We start from the raw sequence: 18,217 nt of genomic DNA on the forward strand, positions 1-18,217 counted from the left end.
ACGAAACGGTTTGCCTGGAAATGCTAATATCTTCTGTCCCCAAAATCAACTTACTTAAAACTTCAGTTTTTAGTGCAACAGGGAGTATCTCTATTGTGTCTTTTTTTATCAATTCTATAAGTTTATCTCTATAATCGCTTAGTTTAAAGAAATAATTTTCCTCTTTTAGTAATTCCGGCTGCGTTAAATGCAAAGGACATTTACCTTCTACTATGTCATTTTTTTGTAGAAATTTTTCGCATCCCCGACAATAAAGCCCTTCATATTTGCCTTTATATATTAGACCGTTTTCATAAAGTTTACTCAAGAATTTTTTTACCGCGTCTTCATGCTTTTTATCGGTAGTGCGGATAAAATAATCATAAGATATGTTTAGCTTATCCCATACATATCTAAACTTTGCGGAAATTTCGTCGCAGAACTCTTTTGGGGTTTTTCCAACAGCTTCAGATGCCTTGGCTATTTTCTCTCCATGCTCATCTGTTCCCGTTAGGAAAAACACCTCTTTACCTTCTTGACGGGCAGAACGCGCTAAAACATCAGCCGCAATTGTAGTGTAAGTATGCCCTACATGCGGAATACTATTTACATAATAAATAGGTGTAGTAACGTAAAACTTGCCCTGGGGATTATTATTTGCTTTCATAGGTTAGGCAAACTATAAATTGGTCTGCTATTTCAGATGTTAAACTTGCTCTTTCTCCAGACGGTATAAGTCTCACCGAGGTGGAAATATTCTTAATTTCGACTTTTTCTTTTTCAACCCATTTATTTATATTTGCTTCAAGTTCTTCAATGCCTTCCCCTGTAGCTGAATTCATAAAAATTTTAACTTTTTGCATAACAATCCCCCTTTCATAAAATAGACCGAAGACCGTAGACCAAAGACTAAAAACTTTTAAAATCTTATGTCTTTGGTCTTTTGTCTGATTTTCTTATTTCTCTCCCCAAAGCTTGTTCTGCTTTTTTGATTTTGCTTTAACAATTCCCAAGCATTCATAACATAACGGCGTGGCTTCTCTTCCCTGCGCGGTTCTTTTTATAAGACCCTGCTGAATAAGATAAGCTTCGCATACTTCTTGGAGAGTATCTTCTTCTTCGCCCAAAGATATCGCCAATGTCTTTATTCCCACAGGCCCGCCGTTAAACTTTTCCACCAATGTTTTAAGCAAAAGTTTATCCATTTCGTCAAGCCCATATTCATCTACACCCAGAAGTTCCAACGCTTTTGTTGTAATATCTTTATTAATAACACCGTCAGCTTTTACTTGAGCGTAATCTCTTACTCTACGAAGAAGTCTATTTGCTACTCTAGGAGTACCCCGGCTTCTTGAAGCCAATTCCCATGCTCCTTCTTCATCTATTTCAATATTCAAAATTCTGGCAGACCTTTTAACTATCCGAGAAAGTTCGCCGGCATTATAGAAACCTATGCGAATTATCATCCCAAATCTTGCCCTCAAAGGAGAAGTAATAAGCCCCGTGCGAGTGGTTGCTCCTATTAAAGTATAATGCGGAAGTTCAAGTTTTATAGCGCGCGCTGATGGACCCTTACCAACCATTATGTCTAATTTATAATCTTCCATAGCCGAATAAAGCACTTCTTCTACCGTATGAGGCAACCGGTGTATCTCGTCTACGAAAAGAACTTCCTTTTCCTTCAAACGCGACAAAAGTGCCGACAAGTCTACGGGTCTTTCTATAACTGGACCGGATGTCGAATTAATATTAACACCTAAATCTCTTGAGACTATATTGGCAAGAGTGGTTTTTCCTAATCCCGGAGGCCCGTGAAAAAGAATATGGTCAAGAGCTTCCCCTCTATCTTTCGCCGCCTTTATAAATATGGACAACTGCTCCTTAATCTTTCCCTGTCCCGCAAAATCCTTCCAAGATGCAGGTCGCAGTTCATTATCCAGTTCCTTGTCTTCAAACGTAGGTTTCGGATTTATAACTCTTTCTTTTGCCATTTTAGTTTAGACTTTTGACATTAGACACTAGACTTTGGACTTTTCTTTTTTGTATTTAATCTTCTGCCCTCTGTATTCTGCCAACTCCGATGTGTCATTGCGAGAAGCCGAAGGTGACGAAGCAATCCCATCTTTTGAGATTGCCACGCCCCGATAAACAGAATCGGGGCTCGCAATGACAGAATTTCGGCTTCCTGTCCGTTTCTTTTTTTCTGTCTTGTTTTCTTCTATCCTCTGTCATCTGTCCTCTGAGTTCTGTCTTCTGTCTATCATTATAAATGTTTTAAAGAATATTTAATAAGTTCTTCCAAAGACGGCTTTTTGTCTTTAATAGTTATATATGAAGTTTTTATAGATAAAAGCGCCTCTTTTTTACTGCAACCCAAAGATATAAGCGCGCGCACCGCTTCTTCTATAAGCGATGATTCCGCTTCATTTAATCCTTCTGTCTTGTCCAATATCCCTCCCACAGAAGAAATCTTTTCTTTAAGCTCTATAACCATTCTTTGGGCGGTCTTTTTCCCGACCCCGGGTATAGCGTCCAGTCTATTAAAATCGTCCTGGATTATTGCTTTTTTAAATTCATCCGATGAAATGGAAGATAAAATACCCAATGCTAATTGCGGACCTATCAAAGTAACAGAAATCAACATTTTAAAAGTTTTAATCTCCTCTTCCGTCTTAAACCCATAAAGACGCATTATATCTTCTCTTACATGAAGATAAGTAAAAAGACTAATATCTCCACCAATTTCTCCCAGACAATTATATGTAGAAACGGGAATATTTAATCCGAAGCCCACCCCATTAACATCTACTCTGATATAAGTCGGAGATTTGTAAGCGAGTTTACCTCGCAAGGAATCTATCATATTTTTAAATTTCTAATTTCCAATATCTAATTTCTAATGAAATATTCAATGTCAAATTCCCAAAAGTTTTTATTGGGCATTCTAAAATTAGAAATTCATTAGAAATTGGGAATTAGGTATTAGGAATTCTCCCTCTTTGGTCTTGTATTCTATTATCCCAATCCATAGAATTCATACAACAAATAGCCACACCCAAAGCATCTGAAATATCAACACGCTTGAATTCTACATCCAAAGATAACATTTTTTTTACCATATCCTGCACCTGCTGCTTTTCCGCTCTACCATATCCGGTAACCGCTTGTTTGACAGCAAGAACGGAATAACCAAAAACCCGAAGCCCCTTTTTTATTCCCACCAAACCAACTACTCCCACAATTTGTCCGATTTTCAAACCTGCGTTAGGGTTTCTGGAAATGAAAGGTTCTTCTACCGCAATATTGTCAGGCTTAAACTTTTTTATTAACTGAACAACTTTATCATAGATTTTTTCCAGATACAAAGGATATGAATCAGGAGAAGTATTTTCAATTATCCCATAGTCAATAGTCGTGAGTTTTGCATTATTATCTTTCGTAATGATTCCGTAACCACTTACTTTTATGCCGGGGTCAAAACCAAGAACAATAGAATTCATATGTTTTTATCCAAATTAGAAAATATTTTGTAGAAGATTACCGAAAAAACCTTCCTTATATTTTTCCGCAAAATTATTTTTTGAATAATTCTAACTGCGGTTTTTTAAATAATTTATAGTGTTTTAATATCCTTAAAAGTTCCAAAGTATCGTTGTAGTAATTTTTATTACTCTTGATATTCTCTATAAGCCAGATAAGCATAGTAGGGAAAGTTGTCAGATAGTCTACACCTTTTGCCTTAAGAAGTTTTTCTGACTTGTCACGCATATCTTTATTAGCGGGTAGATCCGAAATCACCAAAATTTTCTTAAAATCAGCTGTTTTTAATGTTTTCTGGGCTTCTTCTATGTTTTCAGAACTTAAGAAATCAATCAGTCCCTCGTCTTTTTGAATAACAGAAGGGTAAAATTTATCGGTATGCCAGGGTTCAATTCTTATTATCGCATTATGGATTAACTTAACAGATTCGCCGTCTAATACGAATTCTGTCAATTCTTTAGTTTGATTTGCATTGAGGTTTACGACGAAAAAGTCTACTCCCCTTCTGGATGTTTTGCCCTTGGGAACAAATTTGAGATTGGCTTTGACTATAAATCCCGATATCTCAAAAAACTCTCTAACTAAGAATTCGTTTATATTGCCCATTTTCGGAAGTATTTTAGCATAATCTGACTCAATTTTTACCAACAGATTTATAGTATAATATCGACATGGAAAATTTATGGGCGCCGTGGAGAGGCAAATACGTAGCAAATGTAGGAAAGATAAAAGGTTGTTTCCTGTGTCAACATTTAAAATTAAAAGATACGAGTAAAAGTTTGATACTTTATAAGGGAAAATACTCTTTTATAATTTTAAATAAGTTTCCTTATAACAACGGGCATCTTATGATAGTCCCTATCAAGCACATAAAAAATTTAGAAGATTTAGGCGATGAGGAATTAAATGAAATTTTTTCGCTTGCCAGAAGAATAATTCCAATATTGAAGAAAGTGTATCGTCCGCAAGGTTTTAATATTGGTATGAACCTGGGAGTATGCGCAGGAACAAGTGTGGCGGAGCATATGCATCTGCATATAGTTCCCCGATGGGAAGGGGATACGAATTATATGCCTGTTATAGGAGGAGCCAAAGTCATCCCGGAATCTTTGGAAGAAAGTTATAGGAAAATTAAGAGCGAAATACAAAATAGTTGGAACAGAAAATCTAAATAAAAGGTAGGAATTTCTCAATAATCCCCAAATTATCCGTACATCTTTATGCCTTCCCAAAAAGACTTATACGGCTTGCGGCATGGGAAAAAAGAATGTATCCCCGCTTGGCGCGCCAATTAATCGTGTTTAGTGTAATCTAAATCCTAATAGAACTCACTATATGCCTCTTTAATCGGATAAAAACTTTCAATTCCCACCTTGAATGCCCATTCACCTCCATGTTGTGACACTTTAAGCAATAGAATATTGTTTCCGCTCTTCAGGGTTGAGTTCACCACATCAGGTTCATGAACTATTGACCGACCCGCATCCATTGAATGAATCTTCTCGCCATTTAGCCAAACCTCAACTCCATCATCAGAATTTATTTTAAGAACCACTTCCTGTTTTCTTTCGGAATGCAAGTAAGTAACAGCATAGGCAATTTTATCGTCAAATTTGAAGTACTTTATCAAATTGACAATGTTGTCCTCATTAATTTCAGCTTTTTGCCACTGAATGTCTTTACCGTCAATTCCCTTATAGCTAACCGATAGATCGATTTGTTCCTCTTCCGGCCCGTATTTCTGTTCGGAAAGTTTCTTATTTTTGTCAAACTCAAACGGTCCGACAATGTTCCATTTGTTTAGATAACTATCTTCTCCAACAATAGTTTGGGAGAGTGATATGGGATAGTCTTTTATTTTGAAGTCTATCTGCATTATTTGAGCGGTGCGTATCCCCATCCAGGATTGCCCGGGAAAAGGAATCTCCGGGATACACAATGAAGAAGGTTCTCTCACTTTATAATCTTGAGAAAATATTACCTTTTTTTCTTCGCCAATGTAATCAGTGATTGTAACACTGAAGGTATTGCCATTAATCAAGTCAGAGCCATTGTAAAGACATGTCCTCTCCGGCCCTTTATAAAGATATTCCGTCTTGTTCTTTTTCACACCAATTCCAGCTATGGCCAGCAAAGTTTCAAGAACAGCATCGTTGGGATTATTTTGTTGCGCATACTGAACTATGATATCCTGCAAAGATTGAGCAGTTGTCTTTCCCAGTAAGCCCTGCAAGCGACGTGAAGCGGCTCTATGTCGAAAGTCGTCGAAATTTGCCTCTTCAACCCTAACTTTTACCGTGACTGGCTGGCTGACGGACCGAAGGGAAACTTTAATCCGATTAGTATAGGTCTTTTCGTCATATATAATACGAGTTGACTTGCCGTTGATTTCAGCAGTTTCGGCCTTGCGAGTGCAAGGTAGTTCAATGATGTATGCCCGAGATTTTACCTGTCCGTTGTAGTTGCCTTTTGCCGGACTCACTTTAACGGTGACGGTATTCCCTTTACGCGTATAGCTGAGAATGGTGAGGGCATACTTGCCATTTAGGTAATCCTTCGTGAAGCCATCATCCTCATAAAGCGAATAATTCCCGGTTTTACCATCCTCCCCTGGATAACAACGAATAACCAGTTCCTTCAATGGTTCAGTCGTCATACGGGAAGTATAGGGCTGAGTGGGAATAGGCATCCCTCCCTTTGCGTAGAGCGGGAACTCATTAATGTCCGCGGCAACGATTACTTCCTTATTACCTAAATATCTCTCGCCTGTAAACCAGTTGTACCACACGCCGTCCGGGAACCAGACCGTTTGCGTGGCAACTTTATTTGGTCCTGCCCCAGGTAAGACGATTGGCGCAACCAAAAATGTATCGCCAAAGAAATACTGTTGAGGATTACAATAAGCTTTTTCCTCTTCAGGATACTCAATATACATCGACCGGTTAAGAGACAGTGATTCTCTGTGGGATTGCCAGACACTGGAATAGATATAAGGGAATAAGAGTGAACGCAGGTGAAAGGCAATGCGCATAGAATCTTCCGCCTGTTCACTATATTTCCAGGGTCTACGGTCTAATTCTTGGGAACGGGCTGAATGTGAACGCAAAGCGGCAGTGGTAGAGCCAAACTGAACCCAGCGTGTGTAAGACTCCTCATTGCGAGAGCCCCAATGCCCCCCGATATCATGAGACCAGAAGAAACAACCGACATTCCCAGCGGTAGAGGTAAACGGCACTTCAAACGCCAGCATAGGCCATTCCGTATTGGTATCCCCGGAGAAATGGATTGGATAGCGATGATCTCCCCATCCTCCCCAGCGACTAAAAGACTGTCCCCGTTGATTATTCCTGCCCGTATGTTGATAATAGCAGTGATTTAACCATCTTTGATTGCTTAAACTCGGAATGCTTTTAGTAAATGGGTCCTGCTGCCAATCAAGCCACCAAAAATCCACACCCTTTTTCTCCAACGGTATGTGTGTGTGTTCAAAAAGCGACTCCATATACTTTTTGTCGCCCGCATCAAAGGGAAGCCATTCGTTCGTGGAAGAGTTTTTACTCATCGCTTTCATAAATTCTTTATAAACGTCTTCGTGCGGACCAACGCCATCAGCGGGATGGACATTTAAGGTTACAAAAAGTTTATGTTCGTGAAACCAATCCAGTAAATCCTCAAAATCTGGCAGCAACTTACGATTCACTGACCATCCTGTCCACCCATCTCGGTGCCAATCCATATCCAGGACCATCACATCCAGCGGGAAATCCTGCAGGCGGTATTCTTCTACAATCTGGCGATAATCCTTTGAACTGTAGGGCCAATAGCGCGAATACCATGCGCCTAACACATATTTACGCGGCATCGGCACCTCTCCCGCAATCTTGGTCAGCGCCTTAAGCGCAGATTTATAATCATCGCCATAACCAAACAAATACCAGTCAGTTCCACTGTCTTGCGGACGGGCTTCTACCCAATCATAGGTGAAGAGACAGGACTGAGAATCATCCAGTAAATACCAGCCGTCCCGAGCAAGCAATCCTTCGCCAAGGTCAACAGGGCCTTTCATCCCGTCCAAAGTGCGAATGGTGCCGCCGAGATTCTTTTGATTTTGTTTCTCCGGGACCCACTCTATTGTCTCTTTTCCCTTCTTAATGTAGGCTTTCAAATTCTGAAGGTTAAAGGGATTGCCATCAGGAGAGTAGATGAGTTTGAGCTTGCCAGTATCAATTATAATCTTATTGCCTTGTTGGAGGACTTTAAAATCCTTAAACCCCGCCTCGCGATTTATGGCAAATGTGGACCTGGCATCAATAAATTTAGCAGTTTTGGAATATTCTATTCGGATGCATTCTGGAGCGATTATCGTGAAGCGTGCTCCGCCCACAACGATTTTAGTTTCTCCCCGCCTTTCGTAATGGAGAGATTCTTGGGCATACGAGACAAGAGACCCCAATATCAAGAATGTTGCGAAGAGCACCACGCTAATGCAAAACAGCTTGCGTTTTAACATACCTTGTCGCTCTTGCATTGGAAATCTAAATAAGAAGAACACAATCAATTCTCTCAATTCCACGACAATATCAAAACCTTTATATATAGAAATTTGATACCAAATTCACCAAAATCCAAATTATTGACTTTATCCATTAAACCAATATCAGATGCTCTTCTTTAATATTTGGAATCCTGGGATAAACTCTATTTTCTCATTTTTAACTGTGGGATATGCAATTCCTGCCCCGCATATATAAGATTAGGATTTTCGAGTTTGCCTTGGTTAGCTCTATAAATAAGAGGCCATTTGTTAGCATCGTTATATTCTTTTCTTGCAATTTTCCAAAGCGAATCATTTTTCTGCACGATATAAGTTGTCCCGCCGCGTATCTCGAAATTTTCTTTATATGCCACCAATTGTGTTTCTATCTGGGAAAGATAATATTCAAGTTCTTCTGTCTGTTCTTTTTGAAGCTGAACTGTTCTCAGGGACTGCGAAATTTCGTTTTTCAGCATTTGAAGTTCTGTTTCGGTAAGCATTTGCGGCGCAACAGCCATTTGCGGCATTTCGATTCCCGGAGGCGTTCCCACTATATAACCCCCAACTCCAATACCCCGATTTCCCCATATATCTATATCATCGGATTGATAATACCTGGCTCTCCAGCCGAATTCCTGCAACTTCGCCCTTATTTTCAGTATGAGATTTTCTTGTTCTTCAGTCTGTGTTACCGCAAAAACTGCTACACATATAAAAACAGAAACAAAAGCAACTAATAATATTTTTAAAATGCCGCTTTTCATAATCTTTCCTCCTTTTTATATTTAGAAATTTAAAAAACTTTTAATCTTAAGTTATCCCGCTTTGTTCGCCTCTCAGCAAGGCGGACAATCTAAATGAAAATATCGCAAATTACACACGCGCAAACACCTTTTCGCATTATACCTCTTTCATTAGACAAGTCAACAATATTAGAATTTCGTAATATATGAAGATTTTTTAGCTTTACTTATCTCTTCTTCTCCCAACGCAGGAGCTCTGTCACTTGAGAAAGCGTGCTACCTTCTTTGATTTCTTTGCGGACTCTGTTTTCCTTTTCCAACACATCCATTGCGCGATTAGCTATTTCGGTGGCTTTTAATTGAGGAACTACGATTACTCCGTCATCATCTCCTATTATCCAGTCCCCCGGAAAAACTTTTACTGTGCCTATATCAACGCCAACTCCTATTTCTCCGAATCCTTTCGGTTCGCCTGCCTGTGAAGTAATTATTTTTGCAAATGCCGAAAATTTAAACTTTTTTATTTCCGGGACATCTCTTATTGCCCCGTCTATCACCACACCTGCAATGCCTTTTTGCTTAGCGCTCCATGATGCAAGTTCTCCCCATACCGCAGGACCAACCCCACCACAATCAATTACTATAACATCTCCCTTTTGGGCTTTATCTATTGCTTCCACCGGTTTTGCCCAATCACCCGGATAAGTTCTAACCGTAAAAGCTTTCCCTACCAATTTAATATTTTCCAGTATAGGTCTTATATCTCTGCAATAACCGCCCCTATGAAGCGCATCGGATATATTGGAAGTCGATACTTTAAAGAAAATATCTTTTATGTCCTCCCCGCTAACTCTTTTATATAGAGATGTCTTTACGGGTTTTTTATCTTTTATACTTTTTTTAATAATCCGTGTCGCTTCTTTTGCATTTTCAGATTTTGTTATTGCCCCTCCGACAATAATTATAGAAGCGCCTGCATCCACAGCTTTAGAAGCAGTTTCGCTGTTTATTCCGCCGGCAACCGCAATAGGTATATTAATTACTTTACTAACTTTTTCTATATCTTTGAAAGGATTTTTTCCCCTTGCCCTGAACCGAACTTGTTCTGGTTCGGGGCTCATTTGCGCATCGATGGGAGTGTGTATACATAAATAATCTGCGCCCCAACTTTCGACTTGTTTTGCTCTTTTTACCAAATCATTTACTTCAAGTAAATCAACCATGATTTTAGCGCCATAATTTCTTCCGGCTTCTATGCATTCTTTTATGGTACTGTCAGAAATTCCACCGAGCACACAAACGATATCTGCCCCTGATTTAGCCGCAACTTCGACTTCGGCTCTACCCGTATCCGCGATTTTCATATCTGCGATTATGGTGTGATTCGGAAATTCTTTTCTTAGAGTTCTAACCGCATCCATCCCTTCGCTTTTTATAAGAAGAGTTCCCGCCTCAAGCCAATCAGCTCCGCCTCCAACCGCTTCATGAGCAAGTTTTACGGCTCTTTTTAATTCAATAAAATCAAGCGCAACTTGTATTATAGGTTTCATTGTAGTGTGATTTTACAATACTAAGAACTTTTGTCAAAATGCAACGTGTGCATTTGGGACTTAAAAGAGATAAGTTACCCCCTAAAGAGATTTTTAAAAACGCTAAATATTTATTACTAATGAGTGCAGAAAGTGCTTTACATTGTGTGTCATTCCCGAATAGCCTGCCCCCGAATGCAGTAATCGGGGGTCTTTATCCCCAATAGAAACACTTGGGGACGAATCTATTTATGACGCAAGAATGGATTCCTGCTTCCGCAGGAATGACAAAAGGGGGGTTTACCCCGTTAGAGATCGAAAAAAAGAAACTATGAATTGTCTGTCGCTTCAAAAATAAAGGGGGAATGTCCAAAGGTTAAATGTGATTCACGGTCGCCATATGGCGACCTATCTCTAACGGGGTTTACTAACAGAATTAAGGAGGTTATAAAATGATTAAAGAAATTGTCATCCCAAAATTAGGCCAGACAATTAAGGAAGCAACGATTGAAAAATGGCGCAAACAAGAAGGCGACAAAGTAACAAAAGGCGAAGTCCTGATTGAAATTATGACCGACAAAGCAGTTTTAGAAGTTGAGTCTTTGCATGACGGATTCTTAAAGAAAATAATTGCAAAAGAAGGTAAAACTATTCCTGTGCTAAGTGTAATAGGTTATATTGCGGATAGTATGGATGAGGGAATACTGGGGAAAACAGAACAGAAGCCCAAAGACCTTTCCTCACAAACATTCTCCTGTCCATTGAATGTGAAGAAAAAATGAAGCTCCACCACTTTACAGTGGTAGCTTCTTTTTTTTGCAGAATTACACCTCGGTGGAGCGGAACCCTGAGCCGCCCCGACGTCATGTCGGGACTGGTTCACGGGTAAAAGATACTAGATGCTTGATACTCGTAAAAACAGGATAATTAAGATTCAGTAACGAGAATCTATTATCCAACATCTATCATTAAGAACCTGATTTCCAGACAATATCATAATCCTTATTAGCTGGAGCATTTTGCTCTTTTGCTTTAGGAGTTCCATAATCGTCCTGCATATTGGGACCGACACTATAAAGCTTGAATCCGCCGATGTAACGAGAATATATTAGACTTTTTCCGCTGAATGGGTCGGTAGAAATTCCGCTTAAAAATTCAGGCGCTAACTTGCTTAATGTTTCCGGATAAGTCCCGTTCTTTGCTTTGTAGATTTTCAAAGCAAGTCCGATTCTACAAACATCAATGTTCGCCTGATATTCTGCTGCTATCCGCCGTACTCTACCAAGTGCTGGTAGAAGTAATTTGGTTAAAATACAGTATCTTGGCAACTGGTCTATCTGTTGGTCTGCTGAAATCTTATACTCATAGTAAGGTAAATTATAACTATCCCGCACATTAGACATTAATGTCAAATAATATATGTAATCTTTTTTAAGAATTGGTTTGTATAGAGGTAATATTAATGTTGAGAATATTTTCTCTACTAATGAATATTCACTATCATTCATCCTCCCTATACCTGCCAACAGCATTTTCCCGTTTAGTATTTTTTCAAATCCCCATCCGCCAAAGGCAACTCTTTCCCCATCCATAGATTTAATAAAAGGTTCTATACTTTTGTGAGTGGAGAATTCGTTTATTATTAAAGTTGCCTGTTCCGGTGCGATGCCCTTTGAATCTGCTATGTTTTTTATACATTCTATTATAATTCCGTCGCAGGCAGTTCTTACCAACTGAGAGATTAAAATCGGCTCGTCTTTTAGATGATTCGAGAATTTTAATCCAACAAGAAGCGTATCAAATGCCTTTGCCATATCACCTGATTCTGCTTCAAGCAAAGCCTTTACGCAGAGTAATCTTGACGCATCTCGCATAGAGGAAAGATTTGGCAATAGCATATCAATTCCCTTTTCGTATTCACGATTGAAATTACATTCGGGTTTTCTGGAACCTTCTTCAAGAAGCTCACAAATATACTGCGCATCTCTGGATTTAATCAATTCAGGAATTACTTTTCTTTGTTCATCAGTCCACTGGGAAATATTCGAGTAAGATTTAATTTCTCTAATAGTTCTATTCATTTCGGTCTGTCTACCTTCTTCGGGTTCCATTAGCGCAAATGCTTTGTTGTAAAACAGCGCCGCATTTTCTTCATCCGGCACCGGAGCAGGCACAATTTCAGCAATAGTTATGGGTTTTCCTTGACTTTTCAGCTCGGCGAGCTTATTGCGGAGTTGAATCCCGAATACGATATTAAGAATTATATTCACCACAATAATCAGAGCAATTAAACTACCGAATATAATACCTATTACTTTTAAAGCTTTTTTCCCCTTACTCATGATAACCCTCCATTTGTTAGGTTAAGTTCTTTCATTAACTTATCTCGTTGGTCAAAAATATTTAATTTGTTTTTATCTTCTCCTATTTTAACCATACCTGCCAGTAGCTTGTAAGTTTTACAATCAATCCCCAAATCAGAACACAAATTCTCAATGCCATTAGATTTTTCAATAGTTTTTGCAACTAATGTGGTTTTCCCACCAATTAATTTATCTGTCAGAGAACTATCAATTTTTGAACTCACTATACTAATTAAGAAAAGCATTGCTAAACCGTAAGCATAGTTTCTTATTAATCTGAAAGTGGAGCTCCACCTTCTTATAGCAGTAGTTTTTCTTTTTATATGGTTCCACTCCAGTGGAGTGTAACCATGAACCGTCTCGCCATTGTGTTGATGGCGAACTGGTTCATGGGTAAAAACGGGAACCGGCTGCTTTTCTATCCAAACTGTTCCTGCTTTTAGCAAAATCTTATTCCTTAAATTTTGTTCAGGTTCTTTGAACGTAAAATTAGAAAGCTCTTTTTCAATGTCGTTATATTTCATTTTCCAACTCCTTGAGTTTACCTCTTAATTTTTCTATACCGTAACGGTAGCGGCTGGCAACGGTATTAGAGGAAATATTTAACGCTTTAGCAATATCTCCAAATGTCATGTCCTGAAAGAACTTCATAGTGATAACTTCCCGCTGCTTTAGTGGTAAAAAAAACAAAGCATTAGTAATCTTTTCAATTTCTTCATTGTTTAGTTTGTCGGTTGTGTTATCTCGTGCAGTAATAATATTCTTGTAATCTTCAATATTTTTCTCGTTTTTGGGTTCGCTTCTTAAAAAATCCATTGCCTGATTTCTTGCCATAGCAAATATGTAGCCGGTTAAATTGCGGGCTCTTGAAAGATGATTTCGCTTTTCGGCTATTGCTACAAACAAGTTCTGCATAACTTCCTCCGCTTTGGTGTGCGAACATAGGATAGACAGCATATATTTATAAAGATTACTTCCGATACTATCGTATATAATTTCAAGGGCATAAGAATCATTTTTTAGAAGCAATTCCTTTATTTTTAATTCTATTTGGTTTTCCATTGATGAATTCGATGTAAAGTCATACTAAAGACGTAAATCCCGCCTGAATTTGTCTAAAATTCTTTTTCATAAGCATTACATCACCATACGGACAAAGTTGTCAATGTATACGGCTGGGGTATAATAGGTACATGATAAAGCTAATTGCCCTCATAGGTCCAACTGCTGTTGGCAAAACAGATATTAGCCATGAGCTCGCGGAAAAATTCCCTCTTGAGATTGTTTCGTGTGATTCCATGCAGATATATCGCGGTATGGATATAGGAACAGCGAAACCTGCTAAAGAAGATAGAGAAAAATATTTCTATCATATGATTGATGTCGTTTCGCCGGATTACCATTACAGCGCGGGAGAATATGCGTGTGACGCCGACAAAGTAATTGAGGGTATAGTCGAACGGGGCAAAACTCCTTTGATTTCGGGAGGCAGCGGACTATATCTTGATGCCTTAGTTCACGGCATCTCTTCTATGCCTAAAGCGAACCTTGCCCTTAGAAAAAAATTAGGACAAGAAGCAGCTCAAAAGGGAAGCGCTTTTTTACATAAACTATTAAAGGAAATAGACCCTATATCAGCGAAAAAGCTTCATCCTAATGATTTAAATAGAATAATCCGCGCCATAGAAGTTTATCAGCTTACGGGCGAGCCAATGTCCGAAATTCAGAAAGTAAAAAGTAAAATTCAGGATTATCACTGTCTCATAATAGGTATTGCAAGACCAAGACCCCAACTATACGAAAGAATAGATATAAGAGTGGATAACATGTTTGATAACGGATTGGTAGAAGAGGTAGAAATTCTTATCAAACAAGGATATAACCCAGAACTTTCTTCATTTCAGGCACTAGGTTATAAAGAAGTTGCAAATTATTTAAACGGCAATTTTACTCTGGAAGAAGTAAAAGAAAAGGTTAAGACAAGCACGCGAAACTTTGCCAAGCGCCAAATGACATATTTTCGGAAAAACAAAGATATAAAATGGTTTGTGTTGGATGATGAAAGACAAGAAATTTTTGAAGAAGTGGAAAAATTTATCTCTAAAAGAAAAAGTGATTAATCTTTCTGCAGAACATAGTAGAGATATTCTTTTTTCTGTGTCAGGAAAGATTTATATAGTCCTGTTTCTTTTGTCCCTGCAAATTCTTTGGTTAGCAAATGGAAAATTTTGGGCACTAATTTATTAATAAGTCCTATTCTTCTTTCGTGGTCTAATTCTAATGCTTTAAGAACATTAGGCGTGATAACTTCCTCTTTTATAATCTTCATGTTGGAGTTATTTAATTGTTCTCTTAGAGTTCCTATTGATTGCTCATCTCTTAAATCTGCAAATAGAAAATATCCGCCGGTTTTTAGAACTCGATAAACTTCTTTCAAAAACTTTTCCATATCAGGATAACGATGGGAAGATTCCACGTTTAGGACCGCATCAAAGTTATTGCCAGCAAAAGGCAAATTCAAGGCATCACCTTGGCAAAAAGATAATCCTTTGACAAAGTAATGTTTCTTGCAAAAGTCAATAGATTCTTTACAAAGGTCAAGCCCTATCACGGATTTAGGAACAAAGCGTCCGGCTACATAAGAAGCTCCGCCTCCTCTTCCACATCCAACCTCCAAAACATCCAATCCATCCAATTTAACGGAACTGACAACATGATGATAAAGTTGAGCAGAATATCTGTTAATTTCGTCTTCCTTCTTAAACTCAATATTTTCCTCATCTGCATAGCCATAATTAAGAAAAGTTACTTCTCCTTTTCTATCCAAATTACTTATATACGAATACCAGATTTTCCAGATAGGGTTTAGTAATTTAGCTTTAGTAATTCTCATATTTTTGCGTTGAAATATTTTTATTTGAAAGTTTTTGATAAGCTTCCAATTGTCTCTTTCTGATGTCTTCTTTTAAATCTTTCTTATTTGTGTATTCGCAAGGATTTAAAGGTTTGCAAAAGAAAAACACATATGGGATTTTCTTATTCTTTTCCATGTATTTTATACTATTTAACCCCTTTGAAACAAATAGTTCCTTTTGATGTTTTTGGGAAATCCAAGAAGCTGTAGGAATAACAGGAACATTGGCTTCCATTGCTAAACTTGCAGCTCCTGAATGATTCATTCTGGAAGGAAGATCTAATATATTTCCCGTTTCATCAAAGAGATACCTTGAGGCACCGTCATTAGTCAACCCTATAATATCCTTTGTATTTTTAAGCCACATAATGCTCATTTCTTTTGTTTTTTTATAATCTTCCCGCGACGCCTGTCCGCCAGTTTTAACCGGGACTTGTTCAAGAAAATCACATAATCGCCCCAAACCCGGCTTGGAAAAAGAGTCTTCGTCTATCCATCCGTGTATTTTGCGTTTAATCGTAGAAGCAATTACAGACGAGTCAAAATATAAACAATGGTGTGTAACAAGTATACATGGTCCTTCCGGGATATTATCCAGACCTTCGGATTGAACATCTATATACCTATTGACTAAAGTGCCTATAATGTTTTTTTTGAACCAGTAATAGAAAGCAATTTTTAATTTTCTGTTTCGTAATAGATATTTATAATTTTTATCTTTTTTGTCTGGCATTCTTTCAATATTTTGACTCATTGAAATTGAAGAAATAAAGAATTTTACTTATTTCTTTGTATAGCTTTTTGCCAACACTCATCTTGGATTTTGGCTCCCTTTGCTGTTATAATCTATTTTAGCAAAAACCCATAACTATGGGAACATATTGGGCAATTTGACGTTGAACATTTCATTGGTAATTAGAAATTTAATGAGATATATTTATGAAAATATGTATTTTAATTGCAGCTTATAACGAGAAAGAAAGAATAGGGCAGCTAATTTTACAAATTCGCGAAGTAGAAGGAATTTCCGACGTAATTGTGATTGATGACGGATCCGTTGATAATACATATGAAGAAGCCAAAAAAGCAGGCGCAATTGTCTTAAAACATGAAAGAAACAAAGGTAAAGGCGCGGCCCTAAGAACAGGTTTTTCTTACATAAAAAGCAAAGATTACAGCGCCGTTATAACCCTAGACGGCGACGGACAACATAAATATAGTGAAATCCCCAATTTTATAAAAGCATATAAAAAAGGCAACGCTGATATTGTGGTCGGCTCAAGAATGCTCGCCCGCCATCATACTAGTGATGAGATTCAGTGCAAAGACATGCCATCTTCCAAAAAACAAGCGGGTATGCCTTTTATAAGATATGCTGCAAATCATTTCACTTCTTTTATTACTTCTGTCTTAAGCAGATCTAGTGTTTCTGATAGCCAGTCAGGTTTTCGGCTCATATCAATCGATGCGCTTAAAAAAATAGAATTGTCCACTTCTAATTTCGAAATAGAATCCGAAGTAATAATAAAAGCCGCGCGTAAGGGTTTCAAAATCAAAGAAATTCCCATTTCCACAGTTTATTTAGTAGATTCCACAAAAAAAAGCAAAATTAATCCGTTTGTTGACACTTTAAGATTTTTTAGATTTGTCCTGAAAAATCTATAAAAAAGATAAAGATAGTTTTTTATTTTTACTTGCTATTCTTTATTGACTATATTATGTTTAATAAAGAAGATTACAAAATATTACGAGAAAATATGGTGGAAGTTCAGCTAAAAACAAGGGGAATGAAAGACGAAAAACTCTTGGAAGTTATGGGGCAAATACCAAGACATCTTTTCGTTTCAGAACAACAAAGGTCGTGCGCATACAAAGATTTTCCTCTTCCCATAGGAGAAGGACAAACTATTTCTCAACCCTATATGGTAGCTTTAATGACAGAATTGCTTCGGCTTAAAGAACACGAAAAAGTTTTGGAGATTGGAACAGGTTCGGGATATCAGACGGCCGTTTTAAGCAAAATCGCAAAAGAAGTTTATACTGTGGAAAAAATAGAATCTCTTGCTTTAAAAGCTGAAGAAATGTTTAAAGAATTGGGATACCGGAATATAAAAGTGAAAGTGGGCGACGGAAGTGAAAGTTGGAGCGAATATGCTCCTTATGACGGCATTATAGTAACAGCGGCTTCGCCCAAAATTCCGGAACCTTTAATTGAACAACTTTCTGAAAACGGCAGAATAGTTATCCCTATAGGTAGTCCTCTTTCTCAAGATTTGGTTATCGGAGAAAAAATAAAAGGCAAATTGTTCACAAGAACAATTTGCGGATGCACATTTGTGCCTTTGATAGGAAAACACGGATGGGAGAAATAATAAAAAAGAATAATTCCCAATACCTAATTCCTAATTTCTAATGAATACCTAATTAAAAAATGCTTAATGATAAAACGTGTAAGATTTTTAAGAAATTTGACATTAGACATTTCATTGGATATTAGAAATTGGTAATTAGGAATTTAAGTAGAGTAGAGTAAAATATGTAGTTGCCGATTTATCGGCGTATTATAAAAGCCAATTCGTTGGCAAACAACGCCCACCTGCCCGCCAATATTTGGC

At 37.8% G+C, this 18,217-nt stretch carries 19 protein-coding genes; 5 read left to right on the top strand and 14 right to left on the bottom strand.

Annotated features, from left to right (window positions below; genetic code table 11):
• The 6 genes from KAS42_01445 to KAS42_01470 all read right to left on the bottom strand — a co-directional run.
• On the bottom strand, positions 1 to 646 hold a 646-nt coding region (locus tag KAS42_01445; GenBank protein MCK4904896.1), incomplete at its 3' end, for a class I tRNA ligase family protein.
• A complete protein-coding gene (locus KAS42_01450; protein MCK4904897.1) occupies positions 633 to 842 on the bottom strand; it encodes a hypothetical protein in 210 nt (69 codons plus the stop codon). The genes KAS42_01450 and KAS42_01445, both read right to left, overlap by 14 nt.
• 93 nt (positions 843 to 935) lie before the next feature.
• Positions 936 to 1,970, bottom strand: coding sequence for a Holliday junction branch migration DNA helicase RuvB (gene ruvB, locus KAS42_01455; GenBank protein ID MCK4904898.1), 1,035 nt, complete (start codon positions 1,968 to 1,970; stop codon positions 936 to 938).
• A 272-nt stretch (positions 1,971 to 2,242) separates the two neighbouring features.
• On the bottom strand, positions 2,243 to 2,842 hold the full coding sequence (gene ruvA, locus KAS42_01460) for a Holliday junction branch migration protein RuvA (GenBank protein MCK4904899.1): 600 nt from the start codon (positions 2,840 to 2,842) through the stop codon (positions 2,243 to 2,245).
• 112 nt (positions 2,843 to 2,954) lie between these two features.
• Entirely contained in the window at positions 2,955 to 3,479 is a 525-nt protein-coding gene (gene ruvC, locus KAS42_01465; GenBank protein MCK4904900.1) for a crossover junction endodeoxyribonuclease RuvC, read from the bottom strand.
• Between the two features lie 73 nt (positions 3,480 to 3,552).
• Positions 3,553 to 4,167, bottom strand: coding sequence for a hypothetical protein (locus KAS42_01470; GenBank protein ID MCK4904901.1), 615 nt, complete (start codon positions 4,165 to 4,167; stop codon positions 3,553 to 3,555).
• Positions 4,168 to 4,190: 23 nt separating this feature from the next.
• Here KAS42_01470 and KAS42_01475 point away from each other — a divergent pair, with 23 nt between their 5' ends.
• Positions 4,191 to 4,694, top strand: a complete 504-nt coding sequence (locus KAS42_01475; protein MCK4904902.1) for an HIT domain-containing protein — start codon at positions 4,191 to 4,193, stop codon at positions 4,692 to 4,694.
• Between the two features lie 143 nt (positions 4,695 to 4,837).
• Here the strand turns inward: KAS42_01475 and KAS42_01480 are convergent, their stop codons facing one another.
• The 3 genes from KAS42_01480 to KAS42_01490 all read right to left on the bottom strand — a co-directional run bounded on the left by KAS42_01480 (position 4,838) and on the right by KAS42_01490 (position 10,346).
• Positions 4,838 to 8,047: a DUF5110 domain-containing protein gene (locus KAS42_01480; GenBank protein ID MCK4904903.1), complete on the bottom strand. Its 3,210-nt coding sequence runs from the start codon at positions 8,045 to 8,047 to the stop codon at positions 4,838 to 4,840.
• 170 nt (positions 8,048 to 8,217) lie between these two features.
• Complete coding sequence (locus KAS42_01485) at positions 8,218 to 8,580, bottom strand: LysM peptidoglycan-binding domain-containing protein (GenBank protein MCK4904904.1); 363 nt, start codon at positions 8,578 to 8,580, stop codon at positions 8,218 to 8,220.
• A gap of 443 nt (positions 8,581 to 9,023) precedes the next feature.
• Complete coding sequence (locus KAS42_01490; protein ID MCK4904905.1) at positions 9,024 to 10,346, bottom strand: DUF561 domain-containing protein; 1,323 nt, start codon at positions 10,344 to 10,346, stop codon at positions 9,024 to 9,026.
• A 431-nt stretch (positions 10,347 to 10,777) separates the two neighbouring features.
• On the opposite strand from KAS42_01490, the gene KAS42_01495 reads away from it, so the two are divergent.
• On the top strand, positions 10,778 to 11,107 hold the full coding sequence (locus tag KAS42_01495) for a biotin attachment protein (protein ID MCK4904906.1): 330 nt from the start codon (positions 10,778 to 10,780) through the stop codon (positions 11,105 to 11,107).
• Positions 11,108 to 11,293: 186 nt separating this feature from the next.
• On the opposite strand, the gene KAS42_01500 is transcribed toward KAS42_01495, so the two are convergent.
• From KAS42_01500 to KAS42_01510, 3 genes are read right to left on the bottom strand one after another with little or no spacing between them, the layout of a single operon-like run.
• Positions 11,294 to 12,667: a hypothetical protein gene (locus KAS42_01500; GenBank protein ID MCK4904907.1), complete on the bottom strand. Its 1,374-nt coding sequence runs from the start codon at positions 12,665 to 12,667 to the stop codon at positions 11,294 to 11,296.
• A complete protein-coding gene (locus KAS42_01505) occupies positions 12,664 to 13,212 on the bottom strand; it encodes a hypothetical protein (GenBank protein MCK4904908.1) in 549 nt (182 codons plus the stop codon). Before KAS42_01505 ends, KAS42_01500 begins: the two co-directional genes overlap by 4 nt.
• Positions 13,202 to 13,750, bottom strand: a complete 549-nt coding sequence (locus KAS42_01510) for a sigma-70 family RNA polymerase sigma factor (GenBank protein ID MCK4904909.1) — start codon at positions 13,748 to 13,750, stop codon at positions 13,202 to 13,204. Before KAS42_01510 ends, KAS42_01505 begins: the two co-directional genes overlap by 11 nt.
• Positions 13,751 to 13,881: 131 nt before the next feature.
• Here KAS42_01510 and miaA point away from each other — a divergent pair, with 131 nt between their 5' ends.
• Positions 13,882 to 14,808, top strand: a complete 927-nt coding sequence (gene miaA, locus KAS42_01515) for a tRNA (adenosine(37)-N6)-dimethylallyltransferase MiaA (protein ID MCK4904910.1) — start codon at positions 13,882 to 13,884, stop codon at positions 14,806 to 14,808.
• Here the strand turns inward: miaA and KAS42_01520 are convergent.
• Together KAS42_01520 and KAS42_01525 are read right to left on the bottom strand one after the other, a co-directional pair.
• Entirely contained in the window at positions 14,805 to 15,581 is a 777-nt protein-coding gene (locus KAS42_01520) for a class I SAM-dependent methyltransferase (protein ID MCK4904911.1), read from the bottom strand. The genes miaA and KAS42_01520 overlap by 4 nt on opposite strands.
• On the bottom strand, positions 15,568 to 16,335 hold the full coding sequence (locus KAS42_01525) for a hypothetical protein (protein ID MCK4904912.1): 768 nt from the start codon (positions 16,333 to 16,335) through the stop codon (positions 15,568 to 15,570). The genes KAS42_01520 and KAS42_01525 overlap by 14 nt, the downstream gene beginning before the upstream one ends.
• A gap of 206 nt (positions 16,336 to 16,541) precedes the next feature.
• On the opposite strand from KAS42_01525, the gene KAS42_01530 reads away from it, so the two are divergent.
• Positions 16,542 to 17,267, top strand: a complete 726-nt coding sequence (locus KAS42_01530) for a glycosyltransferase family 2 protein (GenBank protein ID MCK4904913.1) — start codon at positions 16,542 to 16,544, stop codon at positions 17,265 to 17,267.
• Between the two features lie 53 nt (positions 17,268 to 17,320).
• Complete coding sequence (locus KAS42_01535; protein ID MCK4904914.1) at positions 17,321 to 17,974, top strand: protein-L-isoaspartate(D-aspartate) O-methyltransferase; 654 nt, start codon at positions 17,321 to 17,323, stop codon at positions 17,972 to 17,974.
• Positions 17,975 to 18,217: the final 243 nt, after the last annotated feature.

Source organism: bacterium (assembly GCA_023135785.1).
Taxonomy (GTDB): domain Bacteria; phylum CAIJMQ01; class CAIJMQ01; order CAIJMQ01; family CAIJMQ01; genus CAZNJA01.